The sequence below is a fragment of the Chromobacterium sp. FG89 genome, assembly GCF_057808735.1.
The window spans coordinates 83,017-105,146 of record NZ_JBMDIQ010000007.1; the positions used below are offsets into that span (position 1 = coordinate 83,017).

The 22,130-nt window shown below is 64.2% G+C and carries 18 protein-coding genes; 10 read left to right on the forward strand and 8 right to left on the reverse strand.

Translation table 11 applies throughout. From position 1 onward, the window contains the following. Positions 1 to 134 precede the first annotated feature (134 nt). From ACODRW_RS09095 to ACODRW_RS09130, 8 genes are all read right to left on the reverse strand, one after another. Entirely contained in the window at positions 135 to 2,510 is a 2,376-nt protein-coding gene (locus tag ACODRW_RS09095; RefSeq protein ID WP_488905587.1) for a 3-hydroxyacyl-CoA dehydrogenase/enoyl-CoA hydratase family protein, read from the reverse strand. Between the two features lie 475 nt (positions 2,511 to 2,985). Then, positions 2,986 to 4,440, reverse strand: a complete 1,455-nt coding sequence (locus ACODRW_RS09100) for an OmpP1/FadL family transporter (RefSeq protein WP_488905588.1) — start codon at positions 4,438 to 4,440, stop codon at positions 2,986 to 2,988. Positions 4,441 to 4,625: 185 nt separating this feature from the next. Continuing rightward, positions 4,626 to 5,003: an acyl-CoA thioesterase gene (locus ACODRW_RS09105; protein WP_107801726.1), complete on the reverse strand. Its 378-nt coding sequence runs from the start codon at positions 5,001 to 5,003 to the stop codon at positions 4,626 to 4,628. A gap of 126 nt (positions 5,004 to 5,129) precedes the next feature. After that, positions 5,130 to 7,583, reverse strand: a complete 2,454-nt coding sequence (locus ACODRW_RS09110; RefSeq protein WP_253313636.1) for an acyl-CoA dehydrogenase — start codon at positions 7,581 to 7,583, stop codon at positions 5,130 to 5,132. 90 nt (positions 7,584 to 7,673) lie between these two features. Beyond that, positions 7,674 to 8,321, reverse strand: coding sequence for a TetR/AcrR family transcriptional regulator (locus ACODRW_RS09115; protein ID WP_019102939.1), 648 nt, complete (start codon positions 8,319 to 8,321; stop codon positions 7,674 to 7,676). A gap of 202 nt (positions 8,322 to 8,523) precedes the next feature. Then, positions 8,524 to 9,711: an O-succinylhomoserine sulfhydrylase gene (locus tag ACODRW_RS09120; protein ID WP_488905589.1), complete on the reverse strand. Its 1,188-nt coding sequence runs from the start codon at positions 9,709 to 9,711 to the stop codon at positions 8,524 to 8,526. A 281-nt stretch (positions 9,712 to 9,992) separates the two neighbouring features. Further along, the gene (locus ACODRW_RS09125) at positions 9,993 to 10,604 is read right to left on the reverse strand and encodes a M15 family metallopeptidase (RefSeq protein WP_486637285.1); all 612 of its coding nucleotides are present in this window, start codon (positions 10,602 to 10,604) and stop codon (positions 9,993 to 9,995) included. Positions 10,605 to 10,638: 34 nt separating this feature from the next. Continuing rightward, positions 10,639 to 11,862, reverse strand: a complete 1,224-nt coding sequence (locus ACODRW_RS09130) for a D-amino acid dehydrogenase (RefSeq protein ID WP_488905590.1) — start codon at positions 11,860 to 11,862, stop codon at positions 10,639 to 10,641. Positions 11,863 to 11,983: 121 nt separating this feature from the next. Here ACODRW_RS09130 and ACODRW_RS09135 point away from each other — a divergent pair, with 121 nt between their 5' ends. The 10 genes from ACODRW_RS09135 (at position 11,984) to ACODRW_RS09180 (ending at position 22,123) form a co-directional block, all read left to right on the forward strand. Beyond that, on the forward strand, positions 11,984 to 13,564 hold the full coding sequence (locus ACODRW_RS09135; protein WP_488905591.1) for an ABC transporter substrate-binding protein: 1,581 nt from the start codon (positions 11,984 to 11,986) through the stop codon (positions 13,562 to 13,564). Further along, positions 13,552 to 14,502, forward strand: a complete 951-nt coding sequence (locus ACODRW_RS09140) for a M14 family metallopeptidase (protein ID WP_488905592.1) — start codon at positions 13,552 to 13,554, stop codon at positions 14,500 to 14,502. The genes ACODRW_RS09135 and ACODRW_RS09140 overlap by 13 nt, the downstream gene beginning before the upstream one ends. Before the next feature lie 291 nt (positions 14,503 to 14,793). Beyond that, positions 14,794 to 14,982 carry a DUF1843 domain-containing protein gene (locus tag ACODRW_RS09145; protein WP_107798863.1) on the forward strand — a complete coding sequence of 63 codons (189 nt, stop codon included), beginning with the start codon at positions 14,794 to 14,796 and terminating at the stop codon, positions 14,980 to 14,982. Between the two features lie 47 nt (positions 14,983 to 15,029). After that, positions 15,030 to 15,653, forward strand: a complete 624-nt coding sequence (locus tag ACODRW_RS09150; protein ID WP_107798862.1) for a DUF1842 domain-containing protein — start codon at positions 15,030 to 15,032, stop codon at positions 15,651 to 15,653. Between the two features lie 45 nt (positions 15,654 to 15,698). After that, positions 15,699 to 16,301: a DUF1842 domain-containing protein gene (locus ACODRW_RS09155; RefSeq protein ID WP_488905593.1), complete on the forward strand. Its 603-nt coding sequence runs from the start codon at positions 15,699 to 15,701 to the stop codon at positions 16,299 to 16,301. An 80-nt stretch (positions 16,302 to 16,381) separates the two neighbouring features. Then, positions 16,382 to 17,848: a GDL motif peptide-associated radical SAM/SPASM maturase gene (locus ACODRW_RS09160; protein WP_488877024.1), complete on the forward strand. Its 1,467-nt coding sequence runs from the start codon at positions 16,382 to 16,384 to the stop codon at positions 17,846 to 17,848. Between the two features lie 219 nt (positions 17,849 to 18,067). Further along, positions 18,068 to 19,069, forward strand: a complete 1,002-nt coding sequence (locus ACODRW_RS09165) for a substrate-binding domain-containing protein (RefSeq protein WP_107798859.1) — start codon at positions 18,068 to 18,070, stop codon at positions 19,067 to 19,069. A 206-nt stretch (positions 19,070 to 19,275) separates the two neighbouring features. After that, positions 19,276 to 19,803, forward strand: coding sequence for a gluconokinase (gene gntK / locus ACODRW_RS09170; RefSeq protein ID WP_488905594.1), 528 nt, complete (start codon positions 19,276 to 19,278; stop codon positions 19,801 to 19,803). A gap of 1 nt (position 19,804) precedes the next feature. Then, entirely contained in the window at positions 19,805 to 21,142 is a 1,338-nt protein-coding gene (gntU, locus tag ACODRW_RS09175; RefSeq protein WP_253313630.1) for a gluconate transporter, read from the forward strand. Positions 21,143 to 21,217: 75 nt separating this feature from the next. Continuing rightward, positions 21,218 to 22,123, forward strand: coding sequence for a GGDEF domain-containing protein (locus ACODRW_RS09180; RefSeq protein WP_488905595.1), 906 nt, complete (start codon positions 21,218 to 21,220; stop codon positions 22,121 to 22,123). Positions 22,124 to 22,130: the final 7 nt, after the last annotated feature.

Below are 22,130 nucleotides of genomic sequence, written 5' to 3' on the forward strand. Positions count from 1 at the left end.
TGCCGCCAGCCTTTGCATTCTTGGATTTGCGAACCGTTCACAAGCGCCTGAGGCAAGGCGCGCCGACGCAGACAGTACATCTTGTACGGCAAGTCGGCGCAACGCAGCATCAGACGCCTTGTGGGCGGTTCGTATTAGTTGCGCAGCGGCTTGCCGGTGGTCAACATATTGGCGATGCGATCCTGGGTCTTGGAGTTCTTCAGCAAGGTCATGAAGGCCTTGCGCTCCAGATCCAGAATCCACTGCTCGTTGACCAGGGTGCCGGCTTCGACGTCGCCGCCGGTCATCACGTCGGCGATCAGGCCGGCGATGAAGAAGTCATGCTTGGAAATGAAGTTGCCTTCCAGCATGTTCACCAACTGGCCCTTGATGGACGCGGCGCCGCTGCGGCCGGCCACCGGGAAGCCCTTGACCTTGAGCGGCGGACGGTAGCCGGCTTCGGCCAGTGCGATCGCCTGCTGTTTGGCCACGTGCAACAACTCGTAAGCGTTGAACACCACCGGGTCGCCGTTGCGGAAGAAGCCGATTTCCTGCGCTTCGAAGCCGCTGGTGGCCACTTTGGCGGTGGCGATGGCCATGAAGTAGTCCTTCAGCGCGGCCAGCACGTCGCCGCGCGCCTCCTGAGCGGCGCGCAGGGCGAATTCTTTGCAGCCGCCGCCGCCCGGCAGCAGGCCGACGCCCACTTCCACCAGGCCGACATAGGACTCCAGCGCCGCCACGGTCTTGTCGCAGTGCATCGCGAATTCGCAGCCGCCGCCGAACACATAGCCCTGGGTCGCCGCCACCGTCGGCACCTGGCAATAGCGCAGGCGCATCGAGGTTTCCTGGAAGCGGCGCACCGTCGCGTCGATCGCGTCCCAATCGCCCATCATGAAGGCCGGCATCATAGACTGCAGATCGGCGCCGACGGAGAACGGCTCCTCGGTCTGCCAGATCACCAGGCCCTTGAAGCGGTCTTCGGCGATGTCGACGGCCTTGTTCAGACCCTCGATCACGGCCGGGCCGATCGCATGCGCCTTGGACTTGAACGACACCACCAGCACTTCGTCGCCCGTGGTGAAGGCGCGCACGCCCTCGTTTTCGAACACGGTTTCGCCCAGCGGCGGCGCCGCCTCGCCCAGCACCTTGGCCGGCGCCAGCTGACGCTGGTACACGTCCAGCGTGGAGCGGCCCACCAGCTTGTTGCCGGCCGGATCGTAAGAGCCTTCGGCGAAGTGCACGCCGGCGCGGTCGCCCTGCAGCACCCAGGCCGGCAGCGCGGCGGCGCTCAGCGCCTTGCCGGCTTTCACGTCCTCGTCCAGCCACTTGGCCACTTGCTGCCAGCCGGCGGCCTGCCAGGTTTCAAACGGACCCACGCTCCAGCCGAAGCCCCAGCGGATGGCGAAGTCGACGTCGCGCGCGCTATTGGCGATATCGGCCAGATGGTGGGAAATGTAATGGAACACATCGCGGAAACACGCCCACAGGAATTGCGCCTGCGGATGGCTGCTCTCGCGCAGTTTCTGGAATTTTTCCGCCGGATTGGCGATCTTCAGGATTTCCTTGACCGCGTCGTCGCCCTTCTCGCCGGAGCCGACGTACTCGCCCTTGGCCGGGTCCAGCACCAACATGCGCTTGCCGTCTTTCTTATAGATGCCGGCCTTGGTCTTGGCGCCCAGCGCGCCGGCGGCGATCAGCTTCTGCATCCATTCCGGAGTCTGGAACAGGCCGTGCCACGGGTCTTGCGGCAGGGTGTCCTGCATGGTTTTGACCACGTGGGCGAAAGTGTCCAGACCCACCACGTCGGCGGTGCGGAAGGTGGCCGATTTAGGGCGGCCCAGACGCGGACCGGTCAGGTCGTCCACCACGTCGAAGCGGATGCCGAACTTGTCGGCGTTGGCGATGGTGGCCAGCATCGAGAATACGCCGATGCGGTTGGCGACGAAGTTGGGGGTGTCCTTGGCGCGAACCACGCCCTTGCCCAGGCTGGACACCAGGAAGCGCTCCAGATTATCCAGGATGTGCGCGTCCGAGGTCAGGCAGGGAATGATTTCCACCAGATGCATATAGCGCGGCGGATTGAAGAAGTGCACGCCGCAGAAACGCGGGCGCACATTGTCCGGGCAGCTTTGCGCCAGCGTGTTGATCGACAGGCCGGACGTATTGGTGGCGAAAATGGTGTGTTCGCCCAGGTGCGGCGCCACTTTGTGGTACAGATCCGCTTTCCAGTCCATGCGCTCGGCGATGGCTTCGATCACCAGGTCGCAATCCTTCAAGAGGTGCAGGTGGTCGTCGTAGTTGGCCGGCTGAATGTGGTTGACGGCATCCTTATTGGCCAAGGGAGCCGGCTTCTGCTTTTTCAAGCCTTCCAGCGCCTTGAGCACGATGCCGTTCTTGTCGCCTTCCTTGGCGGGCAAGTCGAACAGGATGGTCGGAACTTTGGCATTCACCAGATGGGCGGCGATTTGAGCCCCCATCACGCCAGCGCCTAACACGGCTACCTTGCGTACGTTGAACTTGGTTTGAGACATGGTTTCCTCGTTTTGTTGAAACACAACATGAGACAGGCCCCTCTCGCCTGCTCAGCCTGCCTCAAGGACGGGCGTTGTTCGTCCTTGCGCTGAGTCGGCGGCGCGCCGCCGCTGCAGCCGGCACAACTCGGCCGGCCGGGAGAATGATTATGATGAAGCCCGGCCCGCCCGGAAGCCTGGCGAGAGATGGTTTTCCCACCGCCGCGGACATCCGTCAATCTACTGAAAAACCGCGCCGGCAGCCACTATCGCGGCGGATCAAGCGCAGCTGGAAAAGATCTGCATTGAAAAATATCAAACACTCGCTTTTCTCTCAAATAAGTCTAACCCAATTTGGGCAAAAAAACAGGGGGTTCATGGAAAAATAGAGAGAGAAAACAAGCGGAAAAACCGGCGCGGCGCAGACGCAAAAGCCGGGCGAGCGCCACCGCGCCCGCCCGACCCGAAATCCGCGCGCCCAAAGGCGCCGATTCAATTAAAACCGATAGTTGTACTGCAGACCGATCAACTGCAGATAGGTCTTGTAGCTGCCTTTGACCGTGCCGCCGTTGCCGGTGCACGCCGCGCCTGTTGTCGGGCTCTTGCCCGCCGGGCTGCAGCCGTCGGTATAGTTCACATTGGCATTGGTAAAGTTGATGAAGCTATAGGCGACGTCGACCGAGCTTTGCTTATTGATCTTGTAGTTTGCGCCCAGCGACAGCCACAGGCGGTCGCTATCCGGCAGCGCCGGGTGACGATCTTTGTCGGACTGCAGCGGCGATTGCTCCCAAGCCACGCCGCCGCGGAACAGCCAGGCATCGCTGTACTGGTAGTTGGCGCCCAAGGACACGCGCCAGGTATCGCGCCAGTTCTGGTGAATCACCATATCGCCTTGAGCCACTCCACCCACGGTGGACTGCTGGATCACGATGTCCTTCATTTGCGAGTTGGCCACCCAGGTCACATCGCCCATCACCGCCCATTTCGGATTCAACTGATGGAAGAAGTTGGCCGATGCGGTTTCCGGCGTAGTGACATCTACCCTAGCCGAGGCATTCGGATGAGCCCCTTTAGCGAGAGTTGCTGCAGGCACCCCAGAGAGAGAGCCGGTGACATTATTAAATGTCCAAGTGGAAGAGCCACTCAGAGTATGCTTAATGCTCGAGCGATAGGCCAAACCAAACCGGGTATTCTCATCGAGGCTGAACATATAGCCGACATTCCAGCCAAACCCCCAATCATCCCCCTGAACATCGGCAAGCCCATCTCCACGAACTCCTGCCGCAGCCAGCAGGCCCGCAGCCGTATTCAGGTTACCAGGAGTCAACCCACCAGGTAGCCCACTAGCAACCTTCAAGGTCAGGCCGGAGGTTGCATCCGCCATCTGCTGCAGCTTAGCGTCCATATACTGCGCGGAGAGACCAAAGCCGAAGGAATGGCGGTCATCCAGCTTGAACGACATCGAAGGGTTGAAGTTGAACGATTGCAGATTCACACTCTTCAAGGCATAACGGCCGGCCCAGTCGAAACCATAGTCCAACTTGGCGCCATAGGGCACGAACACGCCCAAGCCCAGACTGATCTTGTCGTTCAGCTTGTGCGACAGGTAAAAGTTGGGCGCCGCCACTGCCTTGGGCGCAAAGGAACCGCCATTGCCGCCGCCAGTCGATTTGCCAAGAATATTGGTCGAACCGTTATCGGTGTACTCGGAATGCGGCACGACCAAGGTCGCGCCGCCGGAAAACTGCGTGCCCTCCAGCCGGGACAGACCGGCCGGGTTGGCGAAAATAGTGGAAGGATCGTTGGCCTCGGCGCCGTTGGCATGCGCCGTGCCCTGGCCGGACACGCTCTGCGAACCAAACTGATAACCCGAGGCCACGGCCTGGGTGGACATTAGACCGAATGTTGCGCCCATGACCATCACGGACAGGCTGAGGTGCTTGAGTTTCATGTTCTCCCTCTCTCTTTGGCGTTGCTATAGTGTTCTTAGGTGTTAGATGACCAATAACAAGCACTGGTCATATTTGATGCTACCAGAGAATTAGAGCAATTCCACAAGGTTTTGGAGTGTTTGTTCCAAACAAACGTTTAATGAGACATTTCTGCAACAAGCACGCAAAAAAGCATGGAAATACGCTAAATAACACCTAAAAGACGCGATTTTCCATCGCAATCCACCGCCACATAGGTAGCCACCACTTCGGTGATCGCCTCGTGCGAGCCATCGATGCGCTCCGCTTCGACGGTGATTTTCAGGGTGATGGATTTCTGGCCTATTCTCAGCCGTTCCACATAAAGGTCCACCACGTCGCCCAGCAGGATGGGCGCGGCGAATTGAAAGGTATTGACCGCCACCGTGGTCACAGGGCCGCGCGACAGGCGCTCGGCGTCAAGGCTGCCGGCCATGTCGATCTGATTCATCAGCCAACCGGCCTGGACTCGGCCATAAGCGTTGGTGCTGGTTGGCAGCGCGCGCACGCGCAGCGTGGGAATCCGGACTTCAGGGCGGTCCATGCTCACTCCTTTGTTCTTGTTCATCGCTCGATCTTGGCGACTTTTCATCATTTCACGCCAGCGGCCGTCTGCCAGCCGCTGGCGTGAAATGCCGGGACGGATCCCGGCAAATCTTACCCCTTACGCTCAGAAGATCAAGCGTTGCAGCAGCTTATCGTCATGTTGCTCCAGCATCTTGTCGAAATCGTCCACCATGATCACGTCGCGCTTGAGCTTGCGCGCGCGGCTGACGGCGTCGAACTCGGCCTGATTGAGCAAACCGGCCGCCAAGGCTTCCGCCAGGCGCTCGCGCGCGGTCACCGACACGAACTTGCCGTCGCGCGCCAGCTTGCGCAGCTTCTGCTCCAGCGGCTCGGTGGCCAGCACCGCCTCCAGCGCGTGCGCCAGCACGCCCACCGCATCGGTTTCCTCCTTGGGCAGATACATGCCGCGCGTCAGCCGCTCGCGGGTCGCGCCCGGCTCCATCATCGCGCGCGCCACCTGGGTGCCGACGCGGTCGGACGCCGGCTTGAGCGTCAGGCCCCACGGGAAGATCAGCTTGCGCAGCACCGCCGCCAGCATGCGGCTGGGCAAGTTGGCCAGGAAGCCGTCCATCGCCTGCTGCACATCGTACAAGGCGTTTTCCACCGACCATTGCAACACCGCCAGGTCTTCCTTGGGCGCGCCGTCGCGCTCGAAACGCTTCAGGCAGGCGGAGGCGATGTAAAGACCGGACAGCATGTCGCCCAGACGCGCGGACAGCTTCTCGCGGAACTTCAGGCTGCCGCCCAGGCTGAACATCGCCATATCGGACAACAAGGCGAAGGCGCTGGAGAAACGGGTCAGCCGGCGATAGTAGGCGCCGACTTCGCCGCCGCGCGGCGCGCCGACGAAACGGGCGCCGCTCAGACCCAGCCACAGCGAACGTACCACATTGCTGATCACGAAGTTGATGTGACCGGTAATGGCGGCGTCGAATTCCTTGCCGTCGTCGGTCATCGCCGCCTTCATTTCGCGCAGCACGAAGGGATGGCAGCGGATCGCGCCCTGGCCGTAGATGATCATCGAACGGGTCAGGATGTTGGCGCCTTCCACTGTGATGCCGATCGGAATCGCCTGATAGGCGCGCGCCAGATAGTTGCGCGGCCCCAGCACCACGGCCTTGCCGCCATGGATGTCCATCGCGTCGTTGATGGCTTTGCGCATGCGCTCGGTGTTGTGGTACTTGAGGATGGCGGACAGCACCGACGGCTTCTCGCCGGTATCGAGACCGGTCAGGGCCAGGTCCTGCGAGGCCTCCATCTGATAGGTGTAGCCGCCGATGCGCGCCATCGCCTCGTCCACGCCCTCGAACTTGCCGATTGGCAGGCCGAACTGATCGCGGATGCGCGCGTAAGCGCCGGTGACGAAGGTGCTCATCTTGCCGGATGCCACCGACATCGCCGGCAGGGAAATGCAGCGACCCACCGACAAGCACTCAACCAGCATGCGCCAGCCCTGGCCGGCGAATTCGCGGCCGCCGATGATCCAGTCCAGCGGAATGAACACGTCCTTGCCCCAGGTCGGGCCGTTCATGAAGGCGGCGCCGCCCGGGAAGTGGCGACGGCCGATGGCCACGCCCTCGTGTTCGGTGGGCACCAGCGCGCAGGTGATGCCCAGGTCTTCTTTATCGCCCAGCAGATGCTCGGGATCGTACATCTTGAACGCCAGGCCCAGGATGGTGGCCACCGGGGCCAAGGTGATCCAGCGCTTTTCCCAGCTGACGCGCAGGCCCAGCACGTCGTCGAAACGCTCGCCGGTGCGCGGATGGGTGTAGGAACCGCGGCAGACGATGCCGTAGTCGGGAATGCTGCCGGCATCCGAGCCCGCATAGGGGCTGGTCAGCGCGAAGCAGGGAATCTCCAGACCCTTGGCCAGGCGCGGCAGATAATAATCCTTCTGCTCCTCGGTGCCGTAGTGCTGCAGCAATTCGCCCGGCCCCAGAGAGTTGGGCACCATCACCGATACCGCGGCGGTGCCGCCGCGGGTGGCGATCTTGGTGACCACTTTGGCGTGAGCGTAGTTGGAGAACTCCAGACCGCCGTACTGCTTTTTGACGATCATGCCCAGGAAGCCGTTGTCCTTGATGAATTGCCACACTTCCGGCGGCAGATCCTTCAGCTCGTGGGTGATCTTCCAATCGTCAATCATCGCGCACAGCTGTTCGGTGGGGCCGTCGATGAAGGCCTGTTCTTCCGGCGTCAGCTTGGGATCGGGAAAGGACAGCAGGCGGTTCCAGTCCGGCTTGCCGGAGAACAGGTCGCGATCCCACCAGACCGTGCCGGCGTTGATGGCTTCCTGCTCGGTCTGGGACATCGCCGGCGTGATTTTCTTGAACACGCCGAACACCGGGCCGGTGAACACGGCGCGGCGCAAGGGCGGAAGATTGAGAACGGCGGCGATCACCGCGAAAACAGCCCAGGCCGCCGGCGGCAGCGGGCAATGGAAGACGAACTGGAGCGCGGCTAGCCAGGCGGCCAGCCCCACGGTCCAGGCCAGAACAGGCGCGCGGAAATACGCCAGCGCGCCCAGCAGCACGACCAGAACAACGGCAGATATCATTTTGTTTTACCCTCGTGTTGACCCTTCCATTCCGGCGGCAACAGCAAGGGACGCGGCCTTGGTCGACGCGTCCTGCCCTGCGCTCCGGAATCAGCCTTCCATGGGCGCGACCAGGCCAGCCATGACAAAGGGCACGAGGTATTTGACGATCATGTCCGGATCCCGCGCGCTGACGATCTGACTGCGAGTGAAGATCTTCAGCACATCGTTGCCGGCGAAGGCATTGAACATGACGCTGAACGCAAGATGCATTCTCCAGGCCAACTGCTCCGTGTCCAGCAAGGGCAAGGCGCGCTGAAACGCGCGACTGTAACGCTGGACAAACACGCTGTACTGCTGGGAGATGGTTTCGCGCAACAGGCGGTGGTTCTCCACCAAGGTGCGCGACAACAGGCGCACGAACATCGCCCCGCCGCGCGACGGGTCCTTGGACAGCGACAGGCAGGGCCGTATGAACGACAGCACCAAGCCTTCCACCGACAGTTTCTCCTCCGAGGCCTCCGCCTCCAGCTTGTCCAGTTCCGCCAGGCAGTCCGCTATCAGCGGGGCCAGTCTGCGCATGAACACGGACTCGAACAACGCGTCCTTGGAGCCGAAGTGGTAATTCACCGCGGCCAGGTTTACCTCGGCTTGCTGGGTGATCATGCGCAGCGAGGTCGCTTCGAAACCGTGCTCCACAAACAAGCGTTCTGCAACGTCCAGAATGCGGGTGGCGGTATCGGGGCGGCTTGCTTCCATGTTCTCCAGTGCCTTTTTTGTATTTGCTGGTTTTATGGTCTTGCTCATTTCAGCTTTCGAACAAGCGTTTCAAACTTACGTTTTAATTTGACGAATGTCAAGACATGTCTCGACGGCGCTCGGGCCAAACTCTCAGGGCGGCAACAAAAGCGGCAGTCCGTATTTTAGACTGCCGTTTGAATGAAACACATGTTGAAAGCGTTTAGTCAAGGCCGCGCGCCAAATCCCGCTTCAGATCCTCGACATGCTCCAGGCCCACCGCCACCCGCAACAGGCCTTCGACGATGCCGGCCTTGGACCTGGCTTCCGGCGTGATGCGGGCGTGGGTGGTGGACGCGGGATGCGTAATGGTGGACTTGACGTCGCCCAGATTGGCGGTGCGGGAAATCAGCTGGACCCGGTCCACCACGCGCCAGGCCTCGGCCCTGCCCCCCTTGACCACGAAGGACACCACCGCGCCGCCGCCGGTTTGCTGACGCAAGGCCAGTTCATATTGCGGATGGCTGGCCAGCCCTGGATAAAACACCCGCTCCACCGCCGGCTGCGCTTCCAGCCAGCGCGCCAACTCCAGCGCGTTGGCGCTGTGCTTTTCCATCCGCAGATGCAGGGTTTCCATGCCGGAGAGCAAAGCCCAGGCGTTGAACGGCGCCAAGGTGGGGCCGGCGGTGCGCACGTGCAGGTAGATCTGCTCGATCAGCGCGTCGCTGCCCACCACCGCGCCGCCCATCACCCGGCCATGGCCGTCCAGGTATTTGGTGGCGGAGTGCATCACCAGGTCCGCGCCCAGTTTCAGCGGCTGCTGCAAGGCCGGGGAACAGAAGCTGTTGTCCACCACCAGCAGGGCCTCATGCTGATGGGCAATAGCCGCGATGGCGGCGATGTCGGCGATTTCCGTCAGCGGATTGGACGGCGTCTCCAGAAACAACAAACGGGTATTGGGCCGCGCCGCGTCGCGCCAGGCTTGCAGGTCGGTGGCGTCGACAAAGGTGGTTTCCACGCCGAACTTGGCCAATAGGCCGGCAAACAGATTGGTGGTGGAACCGAACAGGCTTTGCGAGGACAGGATGTGATCGCCGGCCTTGAGCAAGCTCATCATGATGGCCTGGATCGCCGCCATGCCGGTGGCGGTGGCGATGGCGCGCTCGCCGCCCTCCATCAGCGCCAGCCGCTGCTGAAAGGCCGCGACGGTGGGGTTGGTGAAGCGGGAATAGGTGTAGCCGTCCAGTTCGCCCAGGAACATGGCCGCAGCCTGTTCCGCCGAATCGTAGGTGAAGCTGGAAGTCAGATGCAGGCTTTGGCTGTGCTCGCGATAATCGCTGATTTCGCGGCCGCCGCGGATTGCCTGGGTTTCCGGGTGCCAACAGGCTTGTTCGGTATTGTCGGATGCCATTGATGTTTCTCTGCGGGTGCTTCTAAGAATTTGTTCACGATCGGCTGCGCGTCATGAGACCTGGCGCGGCGAATACTGCTTCGAGAGGCTCATGCGCCGTGCGCACACTCCGCATTCCCAGCCGCAAGGCCTTGTCTCGCCTTGCCTCGCGGGAGCATGAACAGGCGCCAAGGATAAGGCCAACGGCCATATTGCCTGAAAATCCGCGGTTTGCTAAATGCCTGCCGGGCATAAAGCCGCCGGCCCGGCGGCATTAGCGCCAGCCGGCGACGGCGGCCGGCTCACTCGATCAGCAGCATATGCGCGCGCACCCAGTCGCGATCCGCCGCCTCGAAGTGCCACCACTCGGTGGCGATGCCGTTAAAGCCGGCCTGGCTCATGCAATGGCGCAACAGCTGACGGTTGGCCACTTGCGCCTCGCTCAGCCTGCCAGTCCGCAGCAGCTCCGCCTCGCGCTGCGGCTGCGCCCGTTCGGTGAAGTCGTCGAAACCGGTGCCCATGTCCAGCTCGTCCCCGTCGGCATCCTCCACGCTCAGGTCCACCGCCATGCCGAAGCTGTGGATCGAACCGCGCGCCGGGTCGGCGACGTAGATGCGCTGCGGCGTGTCCTTGACGATGTCCCACAGCACCCGCTGCACCCGCCCCGGCCTCAGCGCGTCGAAAACCAGCAAATGAAAGCCGGGACGCAGCCGGCGCAGCTCGCGCGCGGCCATGGCCAGGCCTTCGGCCGCGCGGCGGTGCAATAAGGCCGGCGCCGCCTCGCCGTAAAGGTTTCGCCCCACGAAATTGTTGGCGCAGGCATAGCGCAGGTCCAGTCTCACCCCGTCGATGTCCGCTATCGACAGGTATTCCGGATGCGCCGCCAAGTCCTCCATCCCGATCACCGCTTTCATGCTCGCCTCGCTTCCCTCGTCCATCCCCCGGCCCTCACTCCCCCGCCATCTCCCGCGCCAGCCGCTCGGCACTGCCCAGGGCCAAGGTGAAACCCAAGGCGCCGTGTCCCAGATTCAGCCACAGATTGGCCGGTCCGCCGGGCGCGCGGCCTATCAAGGGCACCCCGTCCGGCGTGGCCGGCCTCAAGCCGGCCCATTCCGCCGCCTGTTCCAGGCGGCCCGCCCGCGGCCAATCTCGCATCACTTGCCGGCGCAAGCCGGCCACGCGCCGCGGGTCCGGGCTTTCGTCATAGCCAACCAGGTCCGCCGCCGCCGCCACCCGCAGACGGCCGCCTATCGGCGCGTACAAGATCTTGCGCTCGAAATCGGTGACGCTGAGCGCGGGCAAACCCTCACCCGCCGGCATGTCCAGGCTATAGCCCTTCAGCGGGTAGAGCGGCAGCCGCAGGCCCAGTTTGCGCGCCAGCCCCGCGCCGCCGACGCCGGCGGCCAGCACCAGATGGCAGCAAGGCAGAGCGCCTCCAGGCAGCCAAACTTGCCGCACCCGCCCCTGGGCCAGTTCGAAGCCTACGACCTCCTCGCCGAAGCGGAACTCTACGTCCAGACCCTCGTCGCGCATTCTTCGCTGCATGGCCAGGCAGAACAGCCGGCAATCCGCCACCTCCTCGTCCGGGGTATGCACCCCGCCGGCCAGCGGCCCGCTCAAGCCGGCCAAGGCCGGCTCCAGCGCGCGGCAGGCGTCCGCGTCCAGCAAGCGCTGGCGCGCGCCCAGCTCGCTCAAGGCCGCCACGCCCTGTCGCGCATGCTCCAGCGCCGCGGCGCCGCGGTACAGCACCAGCTTGCCGTTGCGCCGCCAGGCGAAACCGTCCAGGCCTTCCGCGCGCAGTGCGTCCAACTGCTGGCGGCTGCTTTGCGCCAAACGCCACAATTGGGCGCTGCCGGCGCGGTTGGCCTCGCGGTTGCAGGCGCGGTAGAAGCGCCACAGCCATTTCCACTGGGCCGCGTCCCAACGCGGGCGCAAACGCATCGGCGCGTCCGCGCTCAGCAGCCAGGCCAGCGCCTTGGCCGGCACCCCGGCGTCGGCCAGCGGCGCCACATAGCTGTAGCTTAGCTGGCCACCGTTGGCGTGGCTGGCGCCGGCCGCCGCCTCGCCGCGCCGTTCCAGCACCGTGACCGGCCAGCCCGCCCGCGCCAGCCGCCACGCGCTGCACAGTCCAATCACGCCGGCGCCCACGATCAGCACCCTCGCTTCGTCCATTCCGCCCCCTCGCAAAGTCCATCAAACCCCGACGCCGGGAACCAATCGCCAAGACCTTGGACCGACAGCGGTAGATGACGGACAATTCGCCTGCCGCGAACAAGAACTCAGGATAGCGTAAATGACAAAATCGATCCTCTCCCTTTCCCTGTTGCTGGCCGGCGCTTTGCCCGCCGCCGCGCTGGCCGCCAAGCCCCTGGTCTTTTGCGCGGAAGCCGCGCCGGAAGGCTTCGACCCGGCGATGTGGGACACCGCCTCCACCTACAACATCGTCAAGCCCGTCTTTCAGGGTCTGACCGAATTCAAACGCGGCGGCGTGGCGCTGCGCCCTGGGCTGGCGGAAAGCTGGAGCGTGTCGGCGGACGGACTGGAATACACTTTCAAGCTGCGCCGCGGCGTCAAATTCCATCAAACCGATTACTTCAAGCCCAGCCGCGACTTCTCCGCCGACGACGTGGTTTTCACCGTCAACCGCTGGATCCGGCCGGAGCTGCCGTTCAACCAGGCGTTCAAGACCCCGCTGACCGGCCCGGACGGCTACGGCCTGGTCAAGCTGATAGACTCGGTGCAAAAGCTGGACCCGAACACCGTCAAGATCCGGCTGAAGGAACGCAACGCCACCTTCCTGACCTTCTTCGCGATGGGCTTCGCCGGCATGCAGTCGGCGGAGTACGCCCAGCAGTTGCTGCAGGCCGGCAAGCCCGCGCAGATCAATCTGCAGCCCATAGGCACCGGCCCCTACCGCTTCAAGAGCTACGCCAAGGACTCGACCGTGCGCTACGAGGCCAACCCCCAGTACTGGGGCGCGCCGCAGAAAACCCGCAGCCTGATTTTCGCCATCGTCACCGATCCTCAAGTGCGCATCCAGAAACTGAAAGCCAATGAATGCCAGGTGGCCGCGGCGGTGCGCGAGGCCGATCTGGACACCTTGAACGCCGACAAGAACATCAAGATCGCCGCCACCGGCGCCAGCAACATCTCCTATCTGGCCTACAATCTGAAACGGTCGCAATTCGCCAAGCGCGAAGTGCGCGTGGCGCTGGACATCGCCATCAACCGCGACGCCCTGTTCAAGGCGATGTTCCCCAAGGGCGGCGCCACCCAGGCGGTCAACCCCTACCCGCCGTCCACCTGGAGCTGGAACCCCAAAACCCGCAATGAATACAACCCGGCCAAGGCCAAGGCGCTGCTGGCCCAGGCCGGCTACCCCAACGGCTTCGCCCTCGATCTGTGGGCGCTGCCGGTGCAAAGACCGACCAACCCCAACGGCAAGCTGATGGCGCAGATGATCCAGCAGGACTGGGCCAGGATAGGCGTCAAGGCCAATATTCGATCCTACGAATGGGGCGAATACCTGAAACGCGCCGCCGCCGGCGAACACGATGTCTATATGTCCGGCCTGACCAGCAACTCCGGCGACCCGGACGATTTCCTGTGGAACTCGCTGTCCTGCAGCGTCAGCAAGGGCGGCCAGCGCTTTTGCAACCCCGAGTTCGACAAGCTGCTGCTGCTGGGCCGGCAGGCCACCGAGCAGAAGCAACGCGCCCAGTACTATTTGAAAGCCCAGGAGATTTTCAAATACGAGCGCCCCTGGATCACCATGGCCCATTCCCGCATTTACATTCCGCTGCGCAACAATGTGCAGGGTTTCGTGATGAATCCCAACGGCTCTTTCGACTTCGAGGACGTATGGCTCAAATAAACCCAAGCTGGCCGCCCTATTTCGTCAGCCACCGTTATCAGGGCTTACGGGCCGGCCCCCGCCTGATCGTCACCGCCGCCGTGCACGGCAACGAGGGCTGCGGCACGCTCGCCGTCCGCCGGCTGATGGCGGAGCTGGAACAAGGCGCGCTGACCTTGCGCGCCGGCCGGCTGACCCTGGTTCCGGTGAGCAATCCGCTGGCCTTTCAGTTGGGCCAGCGCGGCGGCGAGCGCAATCTGAACCGCCATCTCGCCCCCAGCGACGCGCCGCGCGATTACGAAGACCATGTCGCCAACTGGCTATGTCCGCTGCTGGCGGAGCACGAGGTTTTGCTGGACTTGCATTCCTTCCAGTCCCAGGGCCAGGCTTTCGTGTTCCTGGGGCCGCGCGACAACGCCGGCGAGCTGGAGCCCTTCGCCCTGGCCGCGCAAGAAGAAGCGCTGGCGCAAAGGCTGGGCGTGGCCCGCGCGGTGGACGGCTGGCTCGCCACTTACGCGCTGGGCGTGAGCCGACGCGGCAAGGCCCCGGACGGCGACGTCCGCTACGGCGTCGGCACCACCGAGTACATGCGCCAACAAGGCGGCTGGGCGCTGACGCTGGAGTGCGGCCAGCACGACGACCCGGCCGCGCCGAGCATCGCCTACCAGGCCATCGTCAACACCTTGGCTCATCTGGGCATGTTGGACGCGCCGCCGCCCGCGGCCGGCCCCTTGGAGGCGCTCAGCCTGTACGAGGTGGTGGACAAGCTCGACGACGGAGACCGCTTCGCCCGCGACTGGACCAGCTTCGACCCGGTGAGCCGAGGCGAGCTGATAGGCTGGCGCGCCGACGCCAGCCCGGTAACGGCGCTGGACGACGGCCGCATCGTCTTCCCCAACCCCCGCAGCCCTAGCGGCCAGGAGTGGTTCTATCTGGCCCGGGCGTCCTCCCGCTTTTGAGAAGCTGTTGACGATCCGCCGCGCGCAGCGAGGCGCGGCCACCGCTTCGAAATGCTCATGCGCCGCATGAGCATTTCACTTTCCAAGACCGGCTCCCAGCGCCATTCTGCACGACTCAGCATTTCCACTTAAGTATTTGTTTTTCATAAAAACCGCCATTTAGGCCAGCACGCCCCCCATCCCAACTGCTACACCGATAAGCACTGCCGCGCGGCCGGCAGCCGCTACCGCGCCCGGTCGTCCCTGGCCGTGCGTCCACCTCAAATCATTCAGCGCAAGGAAGTGAACACCATGAGCCATCTTCCCACGCATCAAACGCTGCCTTATGGCGTCGCCATTCATCAGGCGATCGCCGAAGGCAACCTGGCGCAGATGAAAACCTTGCTGGAGCAAGGCGAGCAGCATCTGCACCAATACGGCGATCTGCACGCCGCCATTGAGCAATTGAAGCTGGAAATCACTCGTCTGGAACGGCGCTGAGCGCCGCGCAGCCCGAGGCATCCCTCACCTTTAGTTTTGGAGGTCTTATGTCAGGCAATACTCAGACTGAAATCGGATTGTTCCCCGTCAGCTACCTCATCGGCAACGATCTGGCGGGCGCGCCGACGCTGCTCTTGAACCTGCTGGTGGCGCCCCCCACCCACTCGGTGACCGGCAGCGCCCACGTCGTCAACCAAAGCCTCCACCCGCCGCTGAACCTGCACTCCCATGTTCACGGCCAATACGCCTACCTGGGCGTGGTGCCGACCAGCGAGGGCCGCATCCTGATCTCCGCCCAAGGCCACAACGGCAACACCACCAACTTCAAATTGCACCTGGTGCTCAGCCACGACTGGAAAAAGGGCATCGCCAATTACAGCTATCTCGACGGCTCCACATGGGTGGAAGTGGACAATGTGCCGGCCAAGCTGAACCCGGAACTGAAATCCCGCTATTTCCCGCTGCCGCTGGAACCCGGCCCGGTGATCCTGCCCAATCCGCCCATCATGGCCCTGTACGGCGTGCCGATCCAAAGCGCCATCGCCAGCGGCGACCTGGCCCATATGAAAACCCTGGCCGCTTACGCCAAACAGCAGCTGGACGCCCAGCCGCAACTGCGCAAGGAACTGGATGCGCTGAAGGCGGAAATCACCAAGCTGGACCGCAAATAAGCAGGCGCTCGCGCCGATACCTTCCCATTCGTCAAGGAGTGCTCCATGTCAGCAACAGGATTGTTCCATGTCCGTTACCTCATTTCCCAACCGGTGCTGGGCGCGCCGGTCCTGACCCTGGACTTGCTGGTCGACACGCCGCAGAAAAAGATCAGCGGCCACGCCAGCATCACCCAGAGCGTCAGCCCGCCGCTGCAGTTCCAGGCCAATGTCTGGGGCCATTACAGCCAGGCCAAGCTGGACCCGTCGGCCGAGCATCACATCGTGCTGTCGCTGGACGGCAGCCCCAGTTCGCCCAATAGCCAGATCGCCGAAACCTTCCATCTGCAAGGCATCCTCGATCAGGACTGGCAGGACGGCCACGCCAGCTATCGCTTCTTCTACCAGGAAGCCTGGCACACCGTCGCGCACGCCATCGTCACCGAAGCGCCGGCCGTGCACCCGGAGCCGCGCGCCGGCAGCAAGCCCTATCCGCACCCCATCCCGCTGTACGCCGCCGCGCTGCAACAATCGCGCGTCAGCAGCAATCTGACGCAGATGAAGTCCTTGGCCGGCCAGGCGGAAGAGCAGCTGAAGCAGCACGACAATATCGAGGCCGCGCTGAAGCAGCTGCATGCTGAAATCGCCCGCCTCGAAGGCAGGCACTAAACCGCCCCGCCTCATCCGCGCTTGTTCAAAGCCCAGGAGCGCCCGCCGGGCGCTCCTCGCCCTCTCTCAAGGACCCGCCCATGCTAGACGACAGCCCCGCCGTCCGCCCGGCACGCTATCTGGACGACGAAGACTTCAAGCGCTACGTCCCGGTGCACGTGGTTTGGGAAATCACCCTGGCCTGCGATCTGAAATGCCTGCACTGCGGCTCCCGCGCCGGCCACCGCCGCCCCAACGAGCTGTCCACCGCCGAATGCCTGGAAGTGATAGACGCGCTGGCGGCGCTGGGCACCCGCGAAATCACCTTGATCGGCGGCGAGGCCTATCTGCGCAAGGACTGGACCCAGCTGATCCGCGCCATCCGCGGCCACGGCATGTATTGCGCGATTCAGACCGGCGGCCGCAATCTGAACCCCGCCCGGCTGCAACAGGCGATAGACGCCGGCCTCAACGGCGTCGGCGTGTCGCTGGACGGCCTCGCGCCCCTGCACGACAAGGTGCGCAATGTGCCGGGCGCTTTCGACAAGGCGGTGGACGCCCTGCGCCGCGCCAAGGCCTCCGGCCTCGCCGTCAGCGTCAACACCCAGATCGGCGCGGCCACCATGCCGGACTTGCCGGCGCTGATGGATCAGATCATCGAGCTGGGCGCCACCCACTGGCAGATCCAGCTGACGGTGGCGATGGGCAATGCGGTGGACAACGACGAACTCTTGCTGCAGCCCTACCAATTGCTGGAGCTGATGCCCTTGCTGGCGCGGCTTTACCGCGAGGGGGTGGAACGCGGCCTGTTGATGAACGTGGGCAACAATATCGGCTACTACGGCCCTTACGAGCGGCTGTGGCGCGGCTTCGGCGACGAGCGGGTGCACTGGAGCGGCTGCGCCGCCGGTCAGACCGTGCTGGCGCTGGAGGCGGACGGCACCGTCAAGGGCTGTCCCTCGCTGGCCACCGTCGGCTTTTCCGGCGGCAATGTGCGCGACATGAGCCTGGACGACATCTGGCACCACAGCGAGGGCATCCATTTCGGCCGGCTGCGCTCAGTGGACGATTTATGGGGTTATTGCCGCGGCTGCTACTACAACGACGTCTGCCGCGGCGGCTGCACCTGGACCTCCCACTCGCTGCTGGGCAAGCCCGGCAACAATCCCTACTGCCATTACCGCGCGCTGGAACTGGAAAAACAGGGCCTGCGCGAGCGCATCGTCAAACTGCAGGACGCCGCGCCGGCCTCCTTCGCCGTCGGGCGTTTCGACCTGATCACCGAGGACATCGCCAGCGGCCAGGAAGTCGGCCGCATCAGCCGCAGCGGCCAGGTGATCGCGCTGACTTGGAAAAACAAGGGCAAGACCGCGCCGCGCGAAGGCCGGCCGCCGGCCAAGCTGGCGCTGTGCCGGCAGTGCCAGCAATACATCCACCCCGACGAGACCTGTTGTCCGCACTGCGCGGCCGACGTCGCCGCCGCCGAACGCGATTACCTGCAAGAACAGGCCAAACGCCAGCAGGTAATCAACAATCTGCGCCGCCTGCTGGGTTTGCCGGACGATTAAGGCGCCGCGCCGGCGCCGAAACGCGGTTTTATGCCAAAAAACTCGGCGCCGCCGCCACGGCCATCCACTGGCCATAGCTCATTTGACGAAAATCGGTCTACAATCGCGGCTTGCCTAGCCTCACCACGCCGCCATGGGAGCCCGATGCCCGCATGAACCGTTTCGCGCCGTTCGCCCTATCCCCGGAAGCCGTCGCTTCCGCCTTGCCGGGCCCGCGTCATGAGCGATAAGCCGCGCCGTCCGTCGCTGCAGGACATCGCCGACCGGGTAGGCACTTCCAAGATGACGGTCAGCCGTTATCTGCGCAACGCCAGCCTGGTGTCGGACGCCACCGGACAGCGCATCGCCGGCGCGATGGAGCAACTGGGCTATATCCCCAACCGGGTGCCGGACCTGCTGGCCCGCGCCAAAAGCCGCGCCATCGGCGTGCTCTTGCCGTCCATGTCCAATCAGGTGTTCTCCAGCCTGGTGCACGGCGTCGAAGCCATGACCCGCGAGGCCGGCTACCACACGCTTTACGGCCATTACTGCTACGACATCGAACAGGAAACCCGGCAGGTGGAGCAGCTGCTGTCCTTTCAGGTGGACGGGCTGATCCTGTGCGAAACCGTTCACTCCGAACGCACTTTACGCATGCTGCAGGTGGCGGCCATCCCGGTGGTGGAAGTGATGGAGCTGCCGACCCAGCCCATAGACCTGGCCGTGGGCCTGGACCATCAGGCCGCCGCCGAGGACATGACCCGGGCCATGATCGCGCGCGGCAAGCGGCGCATCGCCTATCTGGCCGCCCGCCTCGACCGCCGCACCCGCTTGCGCGCCGCCGGCTACCGGGCGGCGATGGAGCAGGCCGGGCTGATCCCGCTGGAGATCCAGACCGAACAACATTCCAGCTTTCAGCTTGGCGGCGAAATGCTGCGCCAGGCCATGGCCTCCGCGCCGGATCTGGACGGCGTGTTCTGCACCAACGACGACATCGCCGCCGGCGCGCTGCTGGAGGCCCAGGCCATGGGCCTGGCGGTGCCGGAGCGCATCGCCGTCGCCGGCTTCAACGCGCTGGACATCGGCGCCGCGCTGCACCCGCGGCTGGCCAGCGTGGTCACGCCGCGCGAAGCGATAGGCCGGCTGGCGGCGCAACGCCTGCTCGGCCGCATCCACGGCCAGCGTTACGCCGATCCGGTCGTGGACCTGGGCTATACCCTGAGCCTGGGCGGCAGCGTCTAAGCCGGTGCCGGAATACGACACCGGCCTCCCCGTAAAATCCCTTAGCAATCAAGCCCTCAAGCGATGACGCCGGTTCCGGATCAAGCCCGGCGCTCAAAACGCTTGCCTGCTCGCCGCAAAGCCGACATATTGTCATCGGCATGATGTTACCGGTAACAATCACGATCCGCCTTCAAACGAAAGCGACAACTCATTGGAGTGGCTTCATGAATTCCACACCACATCAGGTTTACGTGCTGATGGGCGTCTCCGGCTGCGGCAAATCGGCGCTCGCCGCGAGGCTGGCCCAACACCTGACATGCGCCGTGCTGGACGGCGATTTCCTGCATCCGCGCGCCAATATCGACAAAATGGCCGCCGGAACGCCGCTGGACGACGCCGATAGGCTGCCCTGGCTTGCCGCGCTCAGCGACGCCGCCTACGCCATGCAACGCAGCAACGCGCTGTCCATCATCGTCTGCTCCGCGCTGAAACGGCAATACCGCGATCAGTTGCGCGCCGGCAATCCCCAGCTGTCCTTCCTCTACTTGAAAGGCGATTTCGACTTGATCCTGCAACGGCTTCAAGCCCGGCAAGGCCATTTCCAGAAGGCCGATATGCTGGCCTCTCAATTCGCCGCGCTGGAAGAGCCGGGACCGGACGAGACCGACGTCCACGCCCTGGACATCCGCCCCGAGCTGGACAGCGTCGTCGCCGGCGCGCTGCGCCTGATCCAGTCCCGCCAGGAGCGCTGACATGTCCATCGCAACCCTGGTATTGACCGCGCTGGGCTCGGTCGCTCTGTTGTTGTTGCTGGTGATGAAGGCGCGCCTGCACGCCTTCATCGCGCTGATGCTGGTCTCGATCGGCGCCGGCGTGGCCTCCGGCATGCCCGTGGAGAAAATCGCCGACACCATGCAAAAAGGCATGGCCGGCACGCTGGGTTTCCTCGCCGTGGTGGTGGCCTTGGGCGCCATGTTCGGCAAGATCCTGCACGAAACCGGCGCGCTCGATCAGATCGCCGACCGGCTGCTGAGCCGCTTCGGCGAACGGCGCGCGCATTACGCGCTGGGCGTGGCCGGCCTGGTCTGCGCGTTGCCGCTGTTCTTCGACGTCGCCATCGTGCTGTTGATCGGCGTGGTGTTCGCGGTGGCGCGCCGCACCGGCGGCAATGTGGTCAAGCTGGCGGTGCCGCTGTTCGCCGGCGTGGCCGCGGCGGCGGCCTTCCTCTTGCCCGGCCCCACGCCCATGCTGCTGGCTTCGCAGATGCAGGCCGACTTCGGCTGGATGATTCTGATCGGGCTGGCGGCAGCGATTCCCGGCATGCTGCTGGCCGGACCGCTGTTCGGCAGCTTCATCAGCCGGCACGTCAGCCTGGCGCTGCCGGACGACATCAGCGAGCCGGCTCTGGACCGCGGCCGCATGCCCTCCTTCGCCTTCAGCCTGACGCTGGTGCTGTTCCCACTGGTCATGGTGGCCTGCAAGACCCTGGGCAGCCATCTGGCCGCGCCGGGCTCGGCCGTCTACCACTGGCTGCAGTTCATCGGCCACCCGTTCAGCGCCATCCTGGCCGCCTGCCTGATCGCCATCTACGGCCTGGCGATCCGCCGCGGCATGGACGCGGAACAGGTCATGCGCGTCTGCAACGCCGCGCTGCAACCGGCCGGCATCATCCTATTGGTGACCGGCGCCGGCGGCGTGTTCAAGCAGGTGCTGGTGGATTCGGGCGTGGGGCCGGCGCTGGGCAACGCGCTGATCGGCGCCGGCCTGCCCATCGCCGTCGCCTGCTTCGCGCTGGCGGCCGCGGTCAGGGTCATACAGGGCTCGGCCACCGTCGCCTGCCTGACCACGGTGGGCCTGGTGCTGCCGGCCATCGAAACCATGGGCTTGTCCGGCGCGCAGCTGGCGGCGCTGTCCATCTGCATCGCCGGCGGCTCCATCGTGCTCAGCCACGTCAACGACTCCGGCTTCTGGCTGTTCGGCAAATTCACCGGCGCCGACGAGGCTCAGACGCTGAAAACCTGGTCGCTGATGGAGACCATACTGGGCACGACCGGCGCGCTGGTCGGCATGGCGGCCTTCGCCATGCTGTGACGCGCGGCATGCGCCTTGGCAAGCATGGCCGCCGGGTACGATACTCACTGAAACACGCTTGAGTAGCCCACCGCCATGACGGACCCCCTCTGCACCACCCTGCTTGCCTTGCTGGACGACAGCGCGGTCCTGATCGCGCTGTTCGACCCGCAAGACATGCTGCGCTACGCCAACACCGCCTTTCGCCAAAGCTTCTTCCTGTCCCAAGAAGAACACCTGAGTTGGGCGGAACTCATGCGACGAAACTACCGGCAGAAGCAAGGCTCGCGGATAGAAACCGACGATATCGAAGCCTGGCTGCGCTCCGCCTGTTCGCGCCGCGGCAAACTGCCTTACCGCGCTTTCGAGGCCGATCTATGCGACGGCCGCTGGATGTGGATGACGGAAACCATGAGCGCGGACGGCTGGATGCTGTGCCAGGCCAGCGATATCACAGAACTGCGCGCCGACAAGCGCGAACTGCGCCAGGCCCGCGACGTGGCCGTGCGCGCCGCCCAGACCGACCCGATGACCGGCATCAGCAACCGCACCCATCTGATGCAGTTATTGCAACTGCTGTTGCAGCAGCGGCTTCAACACGCGGCGCCGTCCTGTCTCGCCATTCTCGATCTCGACCACTTCAAGCGCATCAACGACCTGGAGGGCCATCCGGCCGGCGACCACGTCATCTGCGGCTTCGTCCAGACCGTGCGCGCTCAGCTGCGGCAAAGAGACGGCTTCGGCCGCTTGGGCGGCGAGGAATTCATGCTGCTGCTGCCGCAAACCTCGCTGCTGGAGGCCGAGCAATGCTGTGAACGGATTCTCGCCGCCGCGCGGCTGGACCGCCCCCTGGCGGCCAAGCCCGAGCTGGGCTACACCTGCTCGATCGGGCTGACCGAGCTGCGGCCCGACGACGACATCGCCAGCTGCTACGCGCGCGCCGACGAAGCGCTGTACCACGCCAAGGGCAGCGGGCGGGATTGCGTGAGCAGCGTGCGTTAAAACCGGC